The sequence below is a fragment of the Novosphingobium mississippiense genome, from assembly GCF_044029535.1.
In the GTDB taxonomy this organism is placed as follows: Bacteria; Pseudomonadota; Alphaproteobacteria; order Sphingomonadales; family Sphingomonadaceae; genus Novosphingobium.
The window spans coordinates 3,388,527-3,407,831 of the sequence record NZ_CP147001.1 but is presented as its reverse complement, the minus strand read 5'-3'; the positions used below and the strand labels follow the sequence as shown (position 1 = coordinate 3,407,831).

Below are 19,305 nucleotides of genomic sequence, written 5' to 3'. Positions count from 1 at the left end.
CGTTTTATCGACTGGAGCAATTCCGATGACGCCCCTCAAGACCACTGCCGCCGCGATTGCCATGTTCGGATTGGGGCTGGCGGGAGGCGCGCTGCCTGCCGCAGCCCAGGACAACGGGGCCCAGAACGGGGCCCAGGCGCAGCCTGCCGACAGCAGCGGTGAAAAGGTCAATCAGCTGATCATCTACGGCGACGATCCCTGCCCGAAGTCCGGCGACAACGAGATCACCGTCTGCGCGCGCAAGGCCGAATCGGAACGCTACCGCATTCCCGAACCGCTGCGCGGCATCGATTCCCCCACGTCCCAGGCATGGACCAACAAGGTCCAGGCCTATGAGACGGTGGGCGCGTTCGGCAACATGAGCTGTTCGCCCATCGGCCCCGGCGGTGCATCGGGCTGCACCCAGAAGCTGATCGACCGCGCCTATTCGGAACGCGCCAACGGTTCGGAAGTGCGCTTCGGCGAACTGATCGCGGCCGAGCGCGAAAAGCGCCTCTCCACCATCGACGCCGATGCCGCCGCGCAGCAGAAGCGTGTCGAGCAGGCGGAACAGGCCTACTTCGAACAGCAGAAGCGGCAGGCCGCCGACGCGGACGCCGCCGAAGGCACCGCCGGGAAGACCGACGCGCCGCTGCCGCAGCCGAAGTAAGGCGCCAATCCCGAAAGACACGAAAAAGGGCCTGAGGAGCGATCCTCAGGCCCTTTTTCATGGGTTGGCTGCCAGAAAAGCGCAGATCAGCTCAGCGCGATATCCGGCGCGTCTTCCTGCTTCATGCCGACAAGGTGATAGCCCGAATCGACGTGATGGACTTCGCCGGTAACGCCCGAGGAGAGGTCTGACAGGAAATAGAGGCCCGAACCGCCCACATCCTCGATCGTGGTGTTGCGGCGCAGCGGCGAGTTCAGCTCGTTCCACTTCAGGATGTAGCGGAAATCGCCGATGCCGCTGGCGGCCAGCGTCTTGATCGGGCCGGCCGAGATCGCGTTCACGCGGATGTTCTGCGGCCCAAGATCGTTGGCAAGGTACTTCACCGAGGTTTCGAGCGCCGCCTTGGCCACGCCCATCACATTGTAGTGCGGCACCACCTTCTCTGCGCCGTAGTAGGTCAGCGTCAGGATCGATCCGCCTTCGCGCATCATCGGTTCCGCGCGCTTGGCCACGGCGACCAGGCTGTAGGCCGAAATGTTCATCGTCATCAGGAAGTTTTCGAGGCTAGTGTCGACATACTTGCCGCGCAGCTCGTTCTTGTCCGAGAAGCCGATGGCGTGGACGACGAAGTCGATGGTTTCCCAGCGCGCCTTCAGCGTTTCGAAGGCCGCGTCCAGCGCCGCCATGTCGGAAACGTCGCAATCGATGAGGAAATCGCTGCCCAGGCTTTCCGCCAGCGGCTTGACGCGCTTGGCCAATGCTTCGCCCTGGTAGGAGAAGGCCAGTTCGGCGCCATGTTCGTGCAGTTTCTTCGCGATGCCCCAGGCCAGGGACTTGTCATTGGCAAGGCCCATGATCAGGCCGCGTTTACCCTGCATCAGACCGGTCATTCGTGTTCTTCCTGTGCTTCGTTGTTCTCGGCAGCCCCTTTCGGGAATCCGCCGTTGCCGCCCTGTTGCCCCGCGAGCATCTCCTGCTCCTCGGGACTGACGGTGAGCGCCGCGTTGAGTTCCGCGCCCGCAACCATCCCTAGTCCGACAAACCAGAAAAAGAAAAGCGCGATCATCACCCCGGCAAGGCTTCCGTAAGTGAGATCGTAAGCGATGAAATTGCGCAACACTCTGGGCAGGGCCCATGCGGTGGCAAGCCACCACGTCGTCACCCATACAGCCCCGGGCCATTTGGGGAAGCCCTTCCCTTGGTATCGCGACGGCGTGAGCATGTAAAACAGCGTATAAAGCGAGCCGAACAGCGTGCCCGCCGTCACCAGCCGCGAGATCGCGAGCTGGTAATCGAACCGGCCCAGTCGCGGGAACAGGTCCAGCAGCACGTCCTCGATCAGCGAGAGGAACACTTGCGAGGACAGCGACAGCAACATCAGCAGCACCGCGCCGAAGATCAACCCGCCCGATACCAACCGGTTACGCCAGAACGCGCGCTTCTTGGTGATGCCGTAGGACCGATAGAGGATATCGCGGATCGTCTCGATCAGGCTGGTCGCGGTCCACACCCCCAACATGCCACCAGCCCAGAGCAGCCAGCCATGTCGCGCACGTACGGCATCGTGCGCGACCGGGGCCAGCGCCTCACGCACGCGCAGCGGCAGCGCCTGCAGCAGCGCCGCGATCGACTGGTCCAGTTGCCCCTGCTCGCCCACCGCCGAATAGATCGCGGCCACCGCGATGCAGAACGGGAACAGCGCCACGATCGTCATGTAGGCCAGATTGCCGGCGTGGATGAACCCGTCTTCCCAGGTTCCCTCGATCACGCGGCGGGCGATCACGAACGGTCGCGCGGTCAGGTTGGGACGCGGGATTCGCGGCCCACGCCCTTCGCGCCAGAGCAAGGCTGCCCGCCGGCGCGCCTCAGGCGTCATCGGGGGCTGGTTCGGCGGTTCGACTTGCACCCGGCCGACATAGGGTGTGCGGGCGACTTGTTCAAATCCGGTAAGGATTTGCGTCAGGTCTCAGTCGCGAAACCTCAAACCAGATTGGCGAGCAATTCCCGCGCGCGATCGCAGTCGAGCGCCATCTGTACCTTCAGCGCATCGATCGAATCGAACTTCGCTTCGCCGCGCAGATAGTGGTGGAAGGCCACCTCGATCTCCTGGTCATAGAGATCGCCGGAAAAATCGAAGAAGTGCGGCTCCAGCAATTCTTTGGGCGGATCGAACGTCGGGCGGATGCCCATGTTCGCTGCGCCCATCAGCGTGCGGCCGTCGGGCAGATGGCCGGTCACCGCATAGATACCGTAACGCGGGCGCAGGTAGTTCGCCATGTCGAGGTTGGCGGTGGGGAAGCCGATCACGCGGCCACGCTTGTCGCCATGCTGGACGTGACCGCGAATGGCGAAGGGCCGCGTCAACAGGCGGGCGGCAGTCTGGCAATCGCCGGCCTGCAGCGCTTCGCGAATGCGGCTGGAACTGACCGGCAGGCCATCGTCCAGCACCGCGCCGACCGCGCGCGATTCGATGCCGAAGCGGCCGCCCACGTCCTTCAGCACGCAGGGGTTGCCGCTGCGCGCCTTGCCGAAGGTGAAATCATCGCCGGTGACGACGCCGGCGACGCCCAGTTGCCCGGCCAGAATCCGCTCGATCCACTGATCGGCATGCATCCCGGCCATCGCACCATCGAAATGGAACACCAGCATGGCGTCCGCGCCGGCTTCGGCGAACAGTTCCTGGCGCTGGTCCAGCGTGGTCAGCCGAAACGGTTCCGCATCGGGCTGGAAGTGGCGGACCGGGTGCGGATCGAACGTGGCGACGATCGCCTTGCGCCCTTCGGCGCGCGCCCAGTCGATCGCCTCGCCGACGACGGCCTGATGGCCGAGGTGGAATCCGTCGAAATTACCCAGCGCCAGCACGGCGCCGCGCATGTCTTCGGGAAAGGGCTCACGGTTGTCGAGGCGAATCATGTCGGTTCGGGCCTATAAGTCGCGCACGAGCGTCACGAAAGCATAGGCGGGGCGCTCGCCATCCACCGCATGGTCTTCGCGATCGGTCTCATACCATTCGCTGCCGGGGCGGGGCATGAAGGTATCGCCTTCATAGTCCCCGTGAATCTCGGTCAGTTCGATGCGGTTCGCAATGCCTCCGAAGAGGCCGTAGATTTCCGCGCCGCCGATCACCGCGATCTCACCGTCACCGGCAAGCTCCAGCGCCTGCTCGACCGTGTGGGCCACTTCGGCGCCCTCGGCCTGCCAGGCTTCGTCGCGGGTGAGGACGATATGGCGGCGGCCCGGCAGCGGGGCCGGGAAGCTGTCGAACGTCTTGCGGCCCATGATCATGGGCTTGCCCATGGTCAGCGCCTTGAAGCGCTTGAGGTCGGCCGGCAGGCGCCAGGGTAGAGCCCCGTCACGCCCGATCGTGCCGTTTTCGGCGCGGGCGTAGATAAGGAAGATATCCTGCGCCAAGTCGCCGGTCAGTCCTGCCCGAAGGAGAGGCGCGTCACGTGCCCCATCTTGCGGCCGGGGCGCGCCGCGGCCTTGCCGTAGAGGTGCAGGTGGTTGGCCGGATCGGCAAGGATCGTGGCCCAGTCATGCGCCTCGTCCCCGATCAGGTTGCGCATTTCCACCGATTCCGCCGCAAGTCCGGTGCCGCCCAACGGCAGCCCGCAGATCGCGCGCACGTGATTCTCGAATTGAGAGGTGACCGCACCCTCGATCGTCCAGTGCCCCGAATTGTGCACGCGCGGCGCCATTTCGTTGAACACGGGGCCGTTTTCGGTCGCAAAGAATTCCAGCGTCAGCACGCCGACGTAGTCGAGCGCCTCGGCCACTTTCGCGGCCAGTGCGCGCGCAGCGGGAACCTGCTCCAGAATCGCCGCCGGCGCCGGCACGGTGCTGAGCGAAAGAATGCCGCTCTCATGCACGTTCTCAGCCGAATCGAAATAGCGAATGTTGCCATCGGCCCCGCGGCACAGGATCACGGAGAACTCTGCGAAGAAAGTGACGAAGCCTTCGTAGATCAGTGCCTGCGCCGGAAGGTCCAGCCCCTCGGCATCCTGCGGCGTCATGATGCGCCACTGGCCCTTGCCGTCGTAACCGTCGCGCCGGGTCTTGAGGATGCCGGGCGTGCCGATCTCGGCAATCGCCGCCGCCAGATCCTCGGCCGTGTCGACCGGGAAGAACGGTGCGGGCTTGCCGCCCAACTCGGTAACGAAGCGCTTCTCGTTCAGCCGATCCTGCGCGGTTTCCAGCGCGCGGGCGTGGGCGAGCAGCGGCACATCGCCGAGCGCCGCCAACGGGCCCACGGGCACGTTCTCGAACTCATAGGTGACAACGGCGCAGTCGGCGGCGAACTTGGCCATCGCCGCGGCATCGTCCCAGGCGGCGCAGGTGAAGGCGGCGCTGACTTCCGCGGCGATCGAATCGGCCTCCGGCGCATAGATGTGGCAGCGGTAGCCAAGCTGCGCGGCGGCCATCGCGATCATCCGGCCAAGCTGGCCGCCACCAAGAATGCCGATGGTTTCGCCGGGGGGAATCATTGCACCGTTACTCGATATATCAGGAAGGACGGACTGCCACGCTTTCGGTCTGCGCGGCACGGAAAGCCTTGAGCCGTTCGGCCAGAGCCTCATCGGTGGTGGCCAGGATCGCGGCGGCGAGCAGGCCGGCATTGGCCGCCCCCGCCTCACCGATGGCCAGCGTGCCGACCGGAATGCCCGCCGGCATCTGCACGATCGACAGCAGGCTGTCCTGACCCGAAAGCGCCTTGGACTGCACCGGCACGCCCAGCACCGGCAAGTGCGTGAGCGCGGCAACCATGCCCGGCAGGTGCGCGGCGCCGCCGGCGCCGGCGATCACCACCTTGAAGCCTTCGTCCGCCGCGCCCTTAGCGAAGTCCACCATGCGTTCCGGCGTGCGGTGGGCGGAGACGATGCGCGCGTCATAGGCCACGCCCAGCTTGTCCAGCATCTCGGCCGCCTTGCCCATGGTCGGCCAGTCGGACTGGCTGCCCATGATGATCGCCACCGGAACAGTCGCGGTCATCTCAACGCTCCGAGAGATAGTAGCGGTCGAGCACCGCGAGATCGGCGCCCAGTTCGTAGACGATCGGCTGGCCGGTCGGGATTTCGAGGCCGGTGATCTCGTCGTCAGAAATGTGCGACAGGTGCTTCACCAGTGCACGCAACGAATTGCCGTGCGCGGAGACGAGCACGTCGGCGCCCGCCTTCAGGTGCGGTACGATCGAACCCTGATAGTAGGGCAGCACGCGCGCGATGGTGTCCTTCAGGCTTTCGGTCTGCGGCACGTCGATCCCGGCATAACGCGGATCGGCGGACAGATCGAACTCGCTGCCCTTTTCCAGCACCGGCGGCGGCGTGTCGAAGCTGCGGCGCCAGATCTTCACCTGATCCTCGCCGTGCTTGGCGGCGGTTTCCGCCTTGTTCAGGCCGGTCAGGCCGCCATAGTGACGCTCGTTCAGGCGCCAGTCCTTGGTCTCGGGGATCCACAGCAGGCCGGCGGCTTCCAGCGCCAGATGCAGCGTGCGGATCGCGCGCGTCTGCAGCGAGGTGAAGGCAACGTCGGGCGCGATGCCCTTTTCCTTGAGAAGCGTACCAGCCGCGCGGGCCTCTTCCTCACCCAGCGGGGTCAGGTCGACATCCCACCAGCCGGTGAAACGGTTTTCAAGATTCCATTGGCTCTGGCCGTGGCGGACGAGGATCAGGCGAGGCAAGGCTTACTCCCGGGTCTCATCGGCGCTCCGGCGGGGAACGCCTTTTGGCAGACTGACTCTATGTCTGGGCGCAGCCCCTAGCTTTCCGGGGGCGATTTGGAAAGAGCGCCCGATTCGTTTTCGATGCCGTTCGCGGTGTCTTTTTCGTCCATCGGACCATCCAGCCGACATGATTCGTCTGCCGCGCCTTCCGCATCATGCGTCGCGGCATCGAAGGCGCGTGCCTGCGCCTTGCGACGGCGAAGATTTTCACGAAGCTTGGCGGCAAGCCGTTCCTCGCGGGATTGCTGGGGCTGCGTCATGGCAAATGGGTCTTTCAGGGGCCGTTCCGTCCGCTGCGGAATGGCCTTCTGAAAAAGAATGCGCAAGCACCGCTTGACAATTGCTTCGGCCACGGACATTAGCGCGCCCCTGCCCCGGGTCGCCGTGGGCAAGCGCTGAAGCGCTGGCCGAAAGGCCTTCGGATCAGGCGCTGCTGTAGCTCAGTGGTAGAGCGCGTCATTGGTAATGACGAGGTCGGGAGTTCAATCCTCCCCAGCAGCACCATTCCCCTTCCCCCTGGAACTTCGGAATCGGTGCCTCGCAGGCGATTCGCCGCGGGTTTCGGCCTGTGTCTACCGTATACTGTGGCCAATTTGCTGCACTGCAACGGGGTCACAAAACTGCCATTCCGACAGCACAAAAGTGTCATCGAACGTACTTAGAGGCGGCCCCAATTCCTCGAAGCAACAGGGGTTTGCCTCAAATGACGTCCTCCATGCGCCTCCTCGCGGGGCTGCTCGCCTCTGCCTCTTTCGCCACGATCGCCCACGCCGGCGAAGTTTCCGGTAACGTTCATGACGCCGCCGGCGTCCGCGCTCTGCAGTCGGCCAGCGTGCGCATCGTCGAACTCGACCGCAGCGTCGAAACCGATCGTTCGGGCCAGTACATCTTCGGTGACGTGCCCGCCGGCACGTACACGCTGGAAGCGCGCTACGTCGGTGCCGAAGTGACCACTCAATCGGTCACCGTGCCGACCACCGGCCGCGTCTCCGGCAATTTCGATCTTGCCGCGATCGGCGGCGGCGACATTCTCGTCACCGGCCAGACCGCGAACATGACCAGCGCCCTGTCGCGCCAGAAGGCTGCTGACGGCGTGGTCTCCGTCCTCACCCGCGACGCTATCGGCCAGTTCCCCGACCAGAACGTCGCCGAATCGCTGCGCCGCCTGCCCGGCGTGAACATCCTCAACGACCAGGGCGAGGGACGTTACGTCTCCGTCCGCGGCCTCGACCCCGAACTCAATGGCACTTCGGTCAACGGCGTCCGCCTGCCCGCCCCCGAATCGGACGTCCGCTCGGTCGCGCTCGACGTTATCTCGTCCGACACGATCCAGTCGATCGAAGTGAAGAAGAGCTTCACCCCCGACATGGACGGCGATTTCATCGGCGCCTCGATCGAGGTGAACACCACCAGTGCCTTCGATTCGAAGAAGAATCGCTACTCGCTGAGCGCCGAGGGCAGCTGGAACGACTATTCGGGCAAGGTCACCCCCAAGGGCGCGTTCGACTTCACCCAGAAGCTGGGCGACAACTTCGGCATCGCCGGCTCGGTCAGCTACTACAAGCGCAAGTTCGAGACCGACAACGTCGAGACCGGCGGCTGGAACGTCGACGACAGCGGCAACGCCTGGGCTGAATCGGTGGAATACCGCGACTATGACGTGGAACGCACCCGCATCAACGCCGCGCTTTCGGCCGACTGGCGCGTTTCGGACACGACCAAGGCCTATATCCGCGGCAATTGGGCCCAGTTCGACGATCATGAATATCGCCGCCGCACCACGCTGGACTTCGGCGACTTCGACGGGCCGAGCGAAAGCACCGACAGTGGCGCGACGTTCGACGGTTCGGACGAGCGCATCACCGTCGAGCGCGATCTGAAGGATCGCTTCGAACGCCAGCGTATCCGCTCCGTCTCGATCGGCAGCGACACCGACACCGGCGTCTGGAAGTTCAACTGGATGGCCAGCTACGCCAAGTCCACCGAGAAGGAAGACTTCTCGATCGACCCGACCCGTTTCCGTGCCCGCTTCAAGAGCGGTACCGTGGTCGATATGGACTACGCCAACAAGTACTACCCGACCTACTCGGTCACCGAAGGCGCCGACAGCTTCAATGACGCCTCTGAGTACGAGTTCAACAAGACCGAACTGACCACCCTCTCCAACAGCCAGGACGAGGAATGGGCGGTCAAGGCCGACCTTGCCCGCACTTTTGCCGGCGACAAGGGCGACTTCACCATTCAGGCCGGTGGCAAGGCCCGTTGGCGCAAGAAGTCCTACGACTTCAACATGACCTACTACGAGCTGGCCGACGGCGCCGATTACACGCTGGCCGACGTGCTGGGCAAGCAGACCTACCGCCTGGTCGACATGGGTCCGGTCTCCAGCAAGACGGGCCCGAAGGACTTCCTGCTGGCGAACCCTGGCGATTTCGTCGTCAACGACTTCGAGAGCGGCTACAACTCGGCGATCAGCGACTATTCGGTGCGCGAAGACATCGTGGCCGGCTATGCCCTGGCCCGCTGGGACAGCGCGACCCTGCGCGTGATCGGCGGCGTGCGCATGGAGCACACCCATAACGACCTCAACGGCAGCCTCGTCACCGACAACGGCGACGACACTTTCACGGTCGATCCGCAGAGCTACAAGCGCAACTACACCAACTGGCTGCCCAGCCTGACCCTGCGCTACAGCCCGCAGCAGAATCTGGTCGCCCGTCTGGCCGGGTACAAGACCGTGGTGCGCCCCAAGCTTTCGCAGATGGCGCCGCGCAACACGATCAACGACGATCTCGAACTGGTAGTCGGCAACCCCCAGCTCAAGCCCTATCAGGCGTGGAACTTCGACGCCGGCATGGAATACTACTTCTCGAACAACGGCGCCCTCTCGGTCGGCGGGTTCTACAAGTCGATCAAGGACTACACCTACTCGCTCAACTCGAAGGAAGCCGGCACCTACAACGGCATCGCCTATGAAGAGATCACCATCCCGATGAACGGCGACAAGGCCGAAATCGCCGGCGTGGAAGTCAGCTTCAGCCAGGTGTTCTCGATGCTGCCCGCACCTTTCGACGGCCTGCTGACCCAGCTGAACTATACCTACACTTATGCCCGCGGCTCGGTATTCACGGACGATGGCGGTGTGCAGATCGCCCGTCGCATCTCGCTGCCGAACGCTTCGAGGAACACCTTCAACGCCGTGCTCGGGTACGAGAAGGGCCCGATCAGCCTGCGCGCTGCCGGCACTTTCCGCGACAAGTACCTCGACGAAGTGGGCGATTCGTTCGAGACCGACCGCACCGTCAACCAGCACTTCCAGCTGGACCTTTCGGCCAAGTACAAGCTGACCGACAACATCCGCCTCTTTGCGGACTGGGTGAACGTCAACAACGCCAAGTACTTCGCCTATCAGAACCTGGCCGGCGCCAAGCGCGTGCTGCAGTACGAAGAATACGGCTCGACCGTGAAGTTCGGCGCGCGGATGACCTTCTGATGAAGGCGGCTTTCACGAACGTCGCCGATGTCGTGAAGCTGGGGTCGGGAGCTTTGCTCCCGGCCCTGCTGCTCTCCACGCTTCTGGGCGGCTGCGCCACCACCGCCACGGCGCCTGCCGTGCACCTTCCCGCCATCGACGTCCCCGCTGCGGGCGAGACCGCGCCGGTCGGCACCGCCAACGCCGATGCCGCCGACGATCCGGCGATCTGGCGCAACGCCGCCAATCCGGCCGCCAGCCTGGTGCTGGGCACCGACAAGAAGGCCGGGCTCTACGTCTACGGCCTCGACGGCAAGGTGCGTGACTTCGCCGCGGCCGGCGCGCTCAACAACGCGGACTTGCGCGAAGTGCGCCGCGCGGGCGGGACGGCGATTCTGGTCGGCGCCAGCGACCGGACCGACCGGGCAGAGCCGCGCATCGCGCTGTTCACGCTGGACGGCACCACCGGCAAGCTGACCGCGCTGGGTGCGGACACGTTCCTCCCCGCCGGCCATGCCCCGGCAGAGGCCTATGGCTTCTGCATGGGCGCCGCCTTGGCGCAGGGCGAACTGGCCCGCGCCTATGTCGTGCTGAAAGACGGATCGGTGGCCGAAAGCCGACTGGTCGAACGCGACGGCCGAATCGTGCCCGACTATGTGCGCCTCGTGAAGTTCGCCACCCAGTCGGAAGGCTGCGTGGTCGACGATGCCGGCAAAGTGCTGTTCGTGGCCGAGGAAGACGTCGGCATCTGGAAAGTGCCGCTGGCCGGCGACAAGCTGGTTGCCGAACCGTTCGCCCGCGTGGGCGAGCAGGACGGCCTCGTCGCCGATGTGGAGGGCCTTGCCATCGCGCGCGCAGACGGCGGCCGCGCCTGGCTGGTCGCATCGAGCCAGGGCGACAGCGCCTATGCGGTGTTCGATCTCGGCAGCGGCAAGCCGGCCGGACGCTTCCGCATCAACGGCGGCGCGATCGGCGGCACCAGCGAGACCGACGGTATCGAGATCGCGCTGGGCGATTTCGGCCCGGCTTACCCCGAAGGCCTGATGGTTGCTCAGGATGGCGACAACGCCCCCCATGCGCAGAACTTCAAGCTGGTTTCGTGGGGTGCGATTCGCAGCGCACTGGGGATCGACTGATCGCAACCGGCAGCCGCGTCGGGATCGTGACGCGGCTGCCGGTTCGATGTAAATGGCGAGCATGGTGAGGGAAGCGAATCGCGTGAATCGGGCTACCGTCCCCGCACTTGCGGCGCTGGCGCTGTTCGCCCTGCCCTCTGCCGCGCAGGCGGACGTGCTGGAAATCGGTAATGGAGACTATCGCTGGGTTTCCGGTGGACCGGCCCATCAGACCGTCGATCCCGCAGCGCTCAACAGTGCAACCGACGCCACGCCGCCTGCGGACGTGGGCGCGGACCAACTGGCACCGCAGTCGATCACCGACGCGCTGGACGCAGCCGGTCCCACTCGCTGGCGCATCCGCGTTGCCGAACTGGCCGCCAAGTACGACATCAGCCCCACCCTGCTCGAAGCGGTGGTGTGGCAGGAAAGCCGGTGGAACGAACTCGCCGTCTCGCCAGTCGGCGCGCGCGGCCTTGCCCAGCTCATGCCGGGCACCGCCGCGCAGATGGGCGTGAATCCCGGCGATCCGATGGCCAATCTGGAAGGTGGCGCGCGTTACCTGCGGATGCAGCTGGATGCGTTCGGCGGCGATATCGAAAAGGCGCTGGCCGCCTACAACGCCGGACCCGGCCGCGTGACTCGGGCCGGCGGGGTTCCAAACATCCGCGAAACACAGGCCTATGTCGCCGCGATCATGGCACGGCTGACGGATCCGGTCCGCCAGTAGACGGAGGCGCCCCGCAGCGGGACGCCTCTTTTCGCTTCAGCCCAGCAGCTTGGCCGCAATCTTGCGCACTTCGTCGCCCATGTCGGGTCGATCGAGCGCGATGGCGAGCGTCGCTTCCACGAAGCCCACTTTCGAACCGCAGTCGAAGCGCTGGCCGGCGAAAGTGACGGCGTGGAACGGCTGGATGCCAATCAGCTTGGCCATCGAATCGGTCAGCTGAATCTCACCGCCCGCACCCTTGCCCTGGTTGGCGAGCAGATCCATCACTTCCGGTTGCAGGATGTAGCGGCCCGAAACGATCTTGTTGGACGGCGCGTCCTCCACCTTGGGCTTTTCGACCAGGCCCTTCACCTCGGTCAGCGCGCCCTTGCTCTCGCCCGGGGCGATCACGCCATAGCTGGACACTTCCTCGCGCGGCACTTCCAGCACCGAGACCAGGTTGCCGCCCACTTCGTTGTAGGCCTCGACCATCTGCGCCATGCAGCCGGGCGAGCCATACATCAGCTCATCGGGCAGGAAGATCGCGAAAGGCTCATCACCGATCACCGCGCGCGCGCACCAGACGGCATGGCCTAGGCCCAGCGGCACCTGCTGGCGCACGGTCACCAGATTGCCCGGCTGAATACGCGTGGGCTCCAGCGCGTCGAGCGACTTGCCGCGCGCGCACATCGTCGCTTCCAGTTCGTAGGCGGTATCGAAATGTTCGACGATCGCAGTCTTGCCGCGCCCGGTCACGAAGACGAATTCCTCGATCCCCGCCTCGCGCGCCTCGTCCACCGCATACTGAATCAGCGGGCGGTCAACGACCGGCAATAGCTCCTTGGGAATCGCCTTAGTGGCGGGAAGAAAGCGCGTTCCGAGTCCCGCAACGGGGAAGACGGCCTTGCGAACGGGTTTTTTAAACTGAGGCGCAGACATGGTTAATGGTCTGACTCCATTTGGTTACAGGGCAGTTAAAGCCGCTTCGCAGGTGCAGCGCAACAGTCCATCCGTCTTTCTCCGAGCCGTGCTTGCTGCGCGGCCAAATCCCGTTAAAGAGCGGGCAATGGACAAGATCATTATCGAGGGCGGCAAGCGCCTTTCCGGCACCATTCCCGTTTCCGGCGCGAAGAATGCGGCGCTGACGCTGCTGCCTTGCGCCATGCTCACCGAAGAGCCGGTGACGCTGCGCAATCTGCCGCGTCTGGCGGATATCGACGGGTTCCAGCATCTGATGAACCAGTTCGGCATCTCGACGATGATCGCCGGCAGCCGTCCGGAAGATTTCGGCCGCGTGATGACGCTGCAGGCCACGCGCATCACCAGTTCGGTGGCGCCCTATGATCTGGTGCGCAAGATGCGCGCCTCGATCCTGGTGCTGGGCCCGATGCTGGCCCGCATGGGCGAGGCGACCGTCTCGCTGCCCGGCGGCTGCGCCATCGGCAACCGCCCGATCGACCTGCACCTGAAGGCGCTGGAAGCCTTGGGCGCGCAGATCGAGATGGCGGCCGGCTATGTTCGCGCCATCGCGCCCGACGGCGGCCTTTCCGGCGGCCGCTATTCGTTCCCGGTGGTCTCGGTCGGCGCGACCGAGAATGCGCTGATGGCCGCCGTGCTCTGCACCGGCACGTCGACGCTGCACAACGCCGCGCGCGAACCGGAAATCGTCGACCTCTGCAACCTGCTGGTCGCCATGGGCGCGCAGATCGAGGGTATCGGCAGTTCGGACCTGACGATCCATGGCGTGCCCCGCCTGCACGGCGCCACCTACATGGTCATGCCCGACCGTATCGAGGCGGGATCCTATGCCTGTGCGGCGGCGATCACCGGCGGCGAAGTCACGCTGAAGGGCGCCAAGATCGAAGATATGGAAGCTACCGTGCAGGCCCTGCGCGATGCCGGCGTCCATGTGGAGCCCACTGCCGATGGCCTTCACGTCGCCGCCGATGGCCCGCTGAAGCCCGTGACCCTCTCCACCGCGCCCTACCCCGGCTTCGCGACCGACATGCAGGCCCAGCTGATGGCCCTGCTCTGCCGCGCCGAAGGGTCCAGCGTGCTGACCGAGACGATCTTCGAGAACCGCTACATGCACGTTCCCGAACTCAACCGCATGGGCGCGCATATCGAGACCAAGGGCCGCACCGCGATCGTCCACGGCGTTCCCAAGCTGACCGGGGCGGAAGTCATGGCAACCGACCTGCGCGCGTCGATGAGCCTGGTGATCGCCGGCCTTGCGGCCGAAGGCGAAACCCAGGTCCACCGTCTTTACCATCTCGACCGTGGGTACGAACGGCTTGAGGAAAAGCTGGCTCTGGTCGGCGCACAGATCGAACGCGTCGGCGGCGACTGAGGCAACCGAGCCAGACGTCCTGCGTTGCTTCACGTGGAACACTGCGCCCCGCCCACCCGGGCGGGGTAGCTGCCACCAAGAGGAGCAGGACCGATGGGACTGATCAAGTTGGCCGTTGCCGGTGCCGCCGGCTACGCACTCTACAAATATGCGACGCGCGATCAGGAAGAACCGCTGACCGCCACCAACGGCACCGCTTGCCCGCCGGTGCGCGACGCGGGGCCGGAAAACATGCAATCCAAGCCCAAGCGCTGGTCGAAGACCGATGAGGCGATCGACGAAAGCTTCCCGGCGAGCGATCCCCCGGCAACCTACTGAACCCGGAAACGGCGAAACTTCAGGGGCGGCAACCCGGCGGTTGTCGCCCTTTCGCATGGCCGCTTCAGCCCAGCAATCGGCGGGCGGCGCGATCCAGCAGCGTCTCGTCGTCGTCGACCGCGCCCAGCAGCACCACGCTGCCATCCTCTTCCCGCCGGGCGACCAGCAGGGTGAATTCGCTGTCCTTGCCCAGATCGCCCAGAGTCTTCGGCGCCAGACCGCGCAAGCCGCGCACGATGCGATCGTGCCGGGTTTCGGCTTTGGCGGTACCTTCGCTTTCCTCGCGCTTCAGGCGGCGTTCCTCCCGCACCACGGCCTTGATGCCGCCGGGCTGCGCGGCAAGGAACGACGTCAAGCCGCCACGATCGAGGCGAAGCCGCTGGCCATGGGCTATGACGCCGGCAAACTCGGTCAGCCGCGTCTTGTCGTATTCGGTTCCGAAAACCAGCTTCACCAGCGGCACCAGCGGTGCACGCTCCTGCACTTTCAGGCCGGCATCTTCCAACAGCTCGGCTAGTTCGGCCGGGGCCTCCGCCGCCGCCAGAACGAAGTCGTAGGCGCGCCCGATCGCCGCATAGAGCGCCTGGCGCGAACGATCCTCGCACCCCATCGCCGCCTGCGCCAGTTCACGGGCAGAGGCCAGCCAATCGGCCAATTCCATGTCGGCGGTAAGTTCGAGAATATCCGATTCGTCGAAACGCACCGCATCGGGCTCAAGCGCCATGAACGCGTCGAGCGCGAGGGCATCCTCGATCGGCAGATCCAGCGGCGTTTCCACCGGGCCATCGGCCCAGCCGCCCAGGGGCGGCAAGTCGCGCTGCAAAGGCGAGCGCACGGCCAGCGCGTCTTCCAGCCTATCGTCCAGCGTCGCATCCAACGACGCGTCCAACTGGCGCATCAGCGCATCGGTACTGGCCTGATCGGCCAGCTCCTTCCAGTTGATCACGCCGTAGATCCAGTCGATTCGCGATCCATCGTGCGAAAACGGCAGCAGGATGCCGCGATAGAGCACGGTCGCGCCCCGCACGTTGACGAATTCGGCCTCGAACCCGATCGGTGCCTCGTTGGCCAGAATCTGCATGTAATGGTCGGTGATGCGCGACAGCAGCGAACGGCTGGGCACTTGCCCCAGGCTGCCGATCTCCCCCTGCGTTCCGCATTCGGTGGCGAGCGCGGCACCCAGCCAGGCGATCTTGGGATCGTCCAGCCCGTCCGAGAAATCGAGCAGCACGCTGTAGGGCCCGAAGTCGGGATAATCATCGGGGCGAAGGTCCGCGATCAGCGGGAACTGGCGATCGCCCAGCAGGCTGGCCCAGAAGTTGTAGGCGCGCACCTGCATGCGCCGCTCGTCCCCCATGACCATGGCAGAGCGGCGCTCGTATCCGCTGCCTGCCTCCTCCGGATCATAGCCGCTGTCCGGCCCGCCCGAGGTGGTGAACTCGCCACGCAACGCATCCATCGTCGGAATACCCCATTTCCAGTGAGTCCGATTGTGCGCCATCGTGGTGAATCAATGTTTAAGGCCCGGCAGGAATTGCCGCGCTACGGGTCTCTACGCAGTTCGTCAGGCCGACGACGCCTAGCGCGGCCGCAGCACGCCCTCGCCCGGTCGCGGCATCGGTGCCAGGAAACGCAGCACCACGAACGAGACGAACAGCGCCAACGCGCCGCCGTGCAATGCGAAGGGAATGCCCTTCCAATCCGCCACCGAACCCCAGGTCCACGCGCCCATTGCCATGCCCCCGAAGGTCACCGCCTGATAGATCGACAGGCATCGGCCCAGCACTTCATCGGGCGAGCGCATCTGCACGGCGGTATTGATCGTGGTCAGAATCAGCACCCAACTCACCCCCGCAAGGAAGGCGGCGGGCATGACGGCGGGCAGGCTGTGGCCGACCGCCGCGATCAGCAGCGCCGCGATGTAGAGCGACGATCCCAGGATCAGAATGCCTTCCAGCCCCAGTCGGCGGCGAATCGGGCCGATCAACGGCGCCGCCAGAATCGATCCGATCCCGAACAGGCCCAGCATGATTCCGTAATCGAGTTCTTCCCCGTGAATCGAATCGTGCACCAACCCGGGCAGCAGCGACTGGAACGTCGCCAGGCAGAAACCCAGCGCGAAGCCGCGAATCAGGATGCGCCGCAGGGGCACGGATCGCGCGCAGAAGGCGATTCCCGCGCCGACCGCCGGCAGGATCGGGCGCGCATTGATGGTTCGCGCTTCCGGTCTCCACCAGAGCAGCACGCCGATCAGGCCGATGTAGCTGATCGCATTGATGGCAAAGGCGAAAGCCGGATTCCAGATCGAGATCAGCAGCCCGCCCAGCGCTGGCCCGATCGACCGCGCGATGTTGAACGAGATCGAATTGAGCGCGATCGCCTGCGGCAACTGCTCGGGATCGACCTGCTGGCGCACCGAAGCCTGCCACGCCGGCGAATTGAGCGCGGTTCCGGTGCCCACCCCCAGCGTGAAGGCCAGCAGCAGGAACGGCGTCAACCACCCCGCATAAGCCATGACGGCCAGCGCCGCAGAAACGGTCAGCATCGCCACTTGCGAGACAAGCATGACCAGCCGCCGGTCGTAATTGTCTGCAATCGCCCCGGCAAACACGCCCAGCAACATAATCGGCACGGTGGCGGAGGCCTGCACCAGCGCGACCAGTTGGTGCGACGGTGTCAGTTCCGTCATCAGCCAGGCCGCCCCCACGCTCTGCAGCGTCGAGCCGAGGTTCGAGAACAGGTTGGCGATCCAGATCGCGCGAAACACCGGATAGCGGAAGGGGGAGAACGTCCCAGTCGCGGGCGGCGGCACCAGCCCGGCGGTTGCGACTTCGACGGCCTCTTCGACCAGTTCCTCTACGATATCGTGCTGCTTGGTCACCCCTTCAGGGGTAGGCGCGCCGAACAGGCGCAGCAAGGGTCGAGGCAGCGCTAGAGCAGATATCGCATCCGGATTTCCAGGCGAACCGGGTCCGCTCCCACAACGAAGGCCGCCTTGTCGAAGCTTGGCGGCCCGAAACGCACTGGTGCATCGCGCGAAAAGCCGAATCCCTCGCGCGGGATCGCCAGCGCGGTATCCAGCCGGCCATTGCCGTTCTCGTCATGAATCAGGGAAATGGCATACCGACCTTCGGGCATTGCCCCGAAATCGAGCCGACTGAGCCCGGCCGCCGGCACCGTCAGCTTGCGGGCCTGCGGATCGTCCTTGCAATCGGGAAAGGCACGGGGGTTGGCAGTCAGGCAAGCCAGCACGTTGCCCTTTTGCGAACGCAGGCCGGTGACGGTGGCGGTCACGCCGGATGGCGGCGGCGGCGCCGAGGCGCCACACAGCAGAACCGCACAGGCAGTCAGGGCTGCGAGATGCCGCGATCGGTGCCGCACAGGTGATCCCAGAAGCGGAAGTAGAGGCCGTAGTTGCATCGATAGAACTCGTGATGGCGATGGTGGTGGCTGGCGGTGATCAGCCAGTGGCCCAACCGCGATTCGACAAGGCGGCGCGGAAACATCTCCCAGCCCATATGGTTGGCGATCCCCATCACCGTCATGATCGTCAGCACCAGCCCCAGCATGGCGACGTGAATCGGGACCACGAAGACCAGCACGGGAACGACCACGGCCCCGGTCACCGCCTCCAGCGGATGAAAGCTCATCGCCGCCCACGCGGTTGGCGGGCGGCTGGCGTGGTGGACGCCATGCATCAGCCGGAACACCCTGGGCCGATGCATCCAGCGGTGGGTCCAATAGAACCAAGTATCGTGCAGGAACAGGTAGAGGAGCAGGGATAGCGGCATCCACCAGAGCGGGTAGGCCGATGGATTCGTGTAGATCCGCGTCCAGTGATGCGCCTGCCAGCCCCATGCGACGACGCCGGCAGGAATGCCATAGATCGCGCTGGAGGCCAGCGACCAGCCGATCTCCGCACGGATCTGCCGATCCAGCCCCTTGTAGAGTCCGGGCCGAACCCGCGCGGTGATCCACGCGAACAGGCCGGAGGTGGCAAGATAGCGCAGCCCGACGATCGCCGTCATGACGACGGCGGACAGGACAAGCGCCCAAAGACCGGGACCGGAAATCGCTGGCATCAAGCGGCGTTATGCGCGCCGGATGGGGTCGTGGCCAGAGGGGAGCGCAACGAAGGGACGGAATGTGGCGAAAGGTCAATCGGTCTTCGGCATCGTACACACAATTGGCATCGAAAACTCAAAGCATCCAACATCCCTTCGTCGCCCCCGCGTAGGCGGGGGGCCCCGCCTCCTTCTCGCTGCCCATCCAGAAAAGCGGGGTCCCCGCCTACGCGGGGACGATGAGGTTTTGTTTTGAAATCTCTTGGTTTGCTGCCGGACCCGCACGATGCTCTCGGGATTCTTCCAAGACCAGCGCTAGCCCTCACCCCGATCGATGATACGGATGCCCCGCCAGAATCGCAGTGGCGCGCCAGAGCTGCTCGGCCAGCATCGCCCGCACCATCAGGTGCGGCCAGGTCATGCGGCCAAAGCAGAGCAGGTGATCGGCCCGCGCACGCGCCTCACCGCCGTGCCCGTCCGCCGCGCCGATCAGGAAACGACATTCGCGTACGCCCTCGTCGCGCCAGCGGCCGAGCAATTCGGCGAATTCCTCCGAACTCATCAGCTTGCCGCGTTCGTCCAGCAGCACTTCGCGAAACGGGGTCTGGCTGGGCGGCGGCACCTTGCCGCCGACGTCGGGCAGTTCAGTATGCCGGAATGGCCAGGTGATGCGCTTGGCATAGCGATCGAGCAGCTCGGCCTCTGGCGAGCGGGCGATCTTGCCGCGGGCGATAACGTGGAGAAGCATCATTCTCCATCGCCCCCCGGCGCGGGGCGCGCAAGCCCCGGAGTCGTGGAGACCGGGGTGCAAGCCCCAAGAGTTACAGAAACCGGGGCGCGGGCCCCAAGAGTCACAGAAAGCGGGGCGCGGGCCCCTAGAGTCGCAGAAACCGGGGCGCAGGCCCCGGT

General features: G+C 65.2%; 20 protein-coding genes and 1 tRNA gene. 7 read left to right on the top strand and 14 right to left on the bottom strand.

Annotated elements, in window-relative coordinates:
- Window positions 1–25: 25 nt before the first annotated feature.
- Window positions 26–649, top strand: coding sequence for a hypothetical protein (locus tag WBP06_RS16160; protein ID WP_395329810.1), 624 nt, complete (start codon window positions 26–28; stop codon window positions 647–649).
- 86 nt (window positions 650–735) lie between these two features.
- On the opposite strand, the gene fabI is transcribed toward WBP06_RS16160, so the two are convergent.
- The 8 genes from fabI to WBP06_RS16120 form a co-directional block, all read right to left on the bottom strand.
- A complete protein-coding gene (gene fabI / locus WBP06_RS16155) occupies window positions 736–1,539 on the bottom strand; it encodes an enoyl-ACP reductase FabI (RefSeq protein WP_395329808.1) in 804 nt (267 codons plus the stop codon).
- Window positions 1,536–2,525, bottom strand: a complete 990-nt coding sequence (locus WBP06_RS16150) for a YihY/virulence factor BrkB family protein (RefSeq protein WP_395329806.1) — start codon at window positions 2,523–2,525, stop codon at window positions 1,536–1,538. The genes fabI and WBP06_RS16150 overlap by 4 nt, the downstream gene beginning before the upstream one ends.
- A 104-nt stretch (window positions 2,526–2,629) precedes the next feature.
- Window positions 2,630–3,562, bottom strand: coding sequence for a bifunctional riboflavin kinase/FAD synthetase (locus WBP06_RS16145; protein WP_395329804.1), 933 nt, complete (start codon window positions 3,560–3,562; stop codon window positions 2,630–2,632).
- Between the two features lie 12 nt (window positions 3,563–3,574).
- Entirely contained in the window at window positions 3,575–4,060 is a 486-nt protein-coding gene (locus WBP06_RS16140; RefSeq protein ID WP_395329802.1) for a dihydrofolate reductase, read from the bottom strand.
- Window positions 4,061–4,068: 8 nt separating this feature from the next.
- Entirely contained in the window at window positions 4,069–5,133 is a 1,065-nt protein-coding gene (locus tag WBP06_RS16135; protein ID WP_395329800.1) for a 5-(carboxyamino)imidazole ribonucleotide synthase, read from the bottom strand.
- Between the two features lie 19 nt (window positions 5,134–5,152).
- A complete protein-coding gene (gene purE / locus WBP06_RS16130; protein WP_395329798.1) occupies window positions 5,153–5,638 on the bottom strand; it encodes a 5-(carboxyamino)imidazole ribonucleotide mutase in 486 nt (161 codons plus the stop codon).
- Between the two features lies 1 nt (window position 5,639).
- The gene (gpmA, locus tag WBP06_RS16125) at window positions 5,640–6,326 is read right to left on the bottom strand and encodes a 2,3-diphosphoglycerate-dependent phosphoglycerate mutase (RefSeq protein ID WP_395329796.1); all 687 of its coding nucleotides are present in this window, start codon (window positions 6,324–6,326) and stop codon (window positions 5,640–5,642) included.
- 77 nt (window positions 6,327–6,403) lie between these two features.
- Window positions 6,404–6,727 carry a hypothetical protein gene (locus WBP06_RS16120; protein WP_395329794.1) on the bottom strand — a complete coding sequence of 108 codons (324 nt, stop codon included), beginning with the start codon at window positions 6,725–6,727 and terminating at the stop codon, window positions 6,404–6,406.
- A gap of 70 nt (window positions 6,728–6,797) precedes the next feature.
- On the opposite strand from WBP06_RS16120, the gene WBP06_RS16115 reads away from it, so the two are divergent.
- The 4 genes from WBP06_RS16115 (at window position 6,798) to WBP06_RS16100 (ending at window position 11,685) form a co-directional block, all read left to right on the top strand.
- A tRNA-Thr gene (locus WBP06_RS16115) sits at window positions 6,798–6,872 on the top strand.
- 199 nt (window positions 6,873–7,071) lie between these two features.
- Window positions 7,072–9,861, top strand: coding sequence for a TonB-dependent receptor (locus tag WBP06_RS16110; protein WP_395329792.1), 2,790 nt, complete (start codon window positions 7,072–7,074; stop codon window positions 9,859–9,861).
- On the top strand, window positions 9,861–10,976 hold the full coding sequence (locus WBP06_RS16105) for a phytase (protein ID WP_395329790.1): 1,116 nt from the start codon (window positions 9,861–9,863) through the stop codon (window positions 10,974–10,976). Before WBP06_RS16110 ends, WBP06_RS16105 begins: the two co-directional genes overlap by 1 nt.
- Window positions 10,977–11,037: 61 nt before the next feature.
- A complete protein-coding gene (locus tag WBP06_RS16100; protein WP_395329788.1) occupies window positions 11,038–11,685 on the top strand; it encodes a lytic transglycosylase domain-containing protein in 648 nt (215 codons plus the stop codon).
- A gap of 36 nt (window positions 11,686–11,721) precedes the next feature.
- On the opposite strand, the gene WBP06_RS16095 is transcribed toward WBP06_RS16100, so the two are convergent.
- Entirely contained in the window at window positions 11,722–12,603 is an 882-nt protein-coding gene (locus tag WBP06_RS16095) for a UTP--glucose-1-phosphate uridylyltransferase (RefSeq protein ID WP_395329786.1), read from the bottom strand.
- A 127-nt stretch (window positions 12,604–12,730) separates the two neighbouring features.
- Here WBP06_RS16095 and murA point away from each other — a divergent pair, with 127 nt between their 5' ends.
- Together murA and WBP06_RS16085 are read left to right on the top strand one after the other, a co-directional pair.
- Window positions 12,731–14,014: a UDP-N-acetylglucosamine 1-carboxyvinyltransferase gene (murA, locus tag WBP06_RS16090; RefSeq protein ID WP_395329784.1), complete on the top strand. Its 1,284-nt coding sequence runs from the start codon at window positions 12,731–12,733 to the stop codon at window positions 14,012–14,014.
- Window positions 14,015–14,107: 93 nt separating this feature from the next.
- The gene (locus tag WBP06_RS16085) at window positions 14,108–14,332 is read left to right on the top strand and encodes a hypothetical protein (protein ID WP_395329782.1); all 225 of its coding nucleotides are present in this window, start codon (window positions 14,108–14,110) and stop codon (window positions 14,330–14,332) included.
- A gap of 64 nt (window positions 14,333–14,396) precedes the next feature.
- On the opposite strand, the gene WBP06_RS16080 is transcribed toward WBP06_RS16085, so the two are convergent.
- The 5 genes from WBP06_RS16080 to WBP06_RS16060 form a co-directional block, all read right to left on the bottom strand.
- The gene (locus WBP06_RS16080) at window positions 14,397–15,791 is read right to left on the bottom strand and encodes a hypothetical protein (protein ID WP_395329780.1); all 1,395 of its coding nucleotides are present in this window, start codon (window positions 15,789–15,791) and stop codon (window positions 14,397–14,399) included.
- Between the two features lie 120 nt (window positions 15,792–15,911).
- Window positions 15,912–17,249, bottom strand: coding sequence for an MFS transporter (locus WBP06_RS16075; protein ID WP_395329778.1), 1,338 nt, complete (start codon window positions 17,247–17,249; stop codon window positions 15,912–15,914).
- Between the two features lie 14 nt (window positions 17,250–17,263).
- Window positions 17,264–17,626, bottom strand: coding sequence for a DUF2141 domain-containing protein (locus tag WBP06_RS16070; protein ID WP_395329776.1), 363 nt, complete (start codon window positions 17,624–17,626; stop codon window positions 17,264–17,266).
- Between the two features lie 53 nt (window positions 17,627–17,679).
- Window positions 17,680–18,414, bottom strand: coding sequence for a sterol desaturase family protein (locus WBP06_RS16065; protein WP_395329774.1), 735 nt, complete (start codon window positions 18,412–18,414; stop codon window positions 17,680–17,682).
- 304 nt (window positions 18,415–18,718) lie between these two features.
- Window positions 18,719–19,144 (bottom strand): 23S rRNA (pseudouridine(1915)-N(3))-methyltransferase RlmH, encoded by a 426-nt coding sequence (locus WBP06_RS16060; protein ID WP_395334213.1) that lies wholly within the window; start codon window positions 19,142–19,144, stop codon window positions 18,719–18,721.
- Window positions 19,145–19,305: the final 161 nt, after the last annotated feature.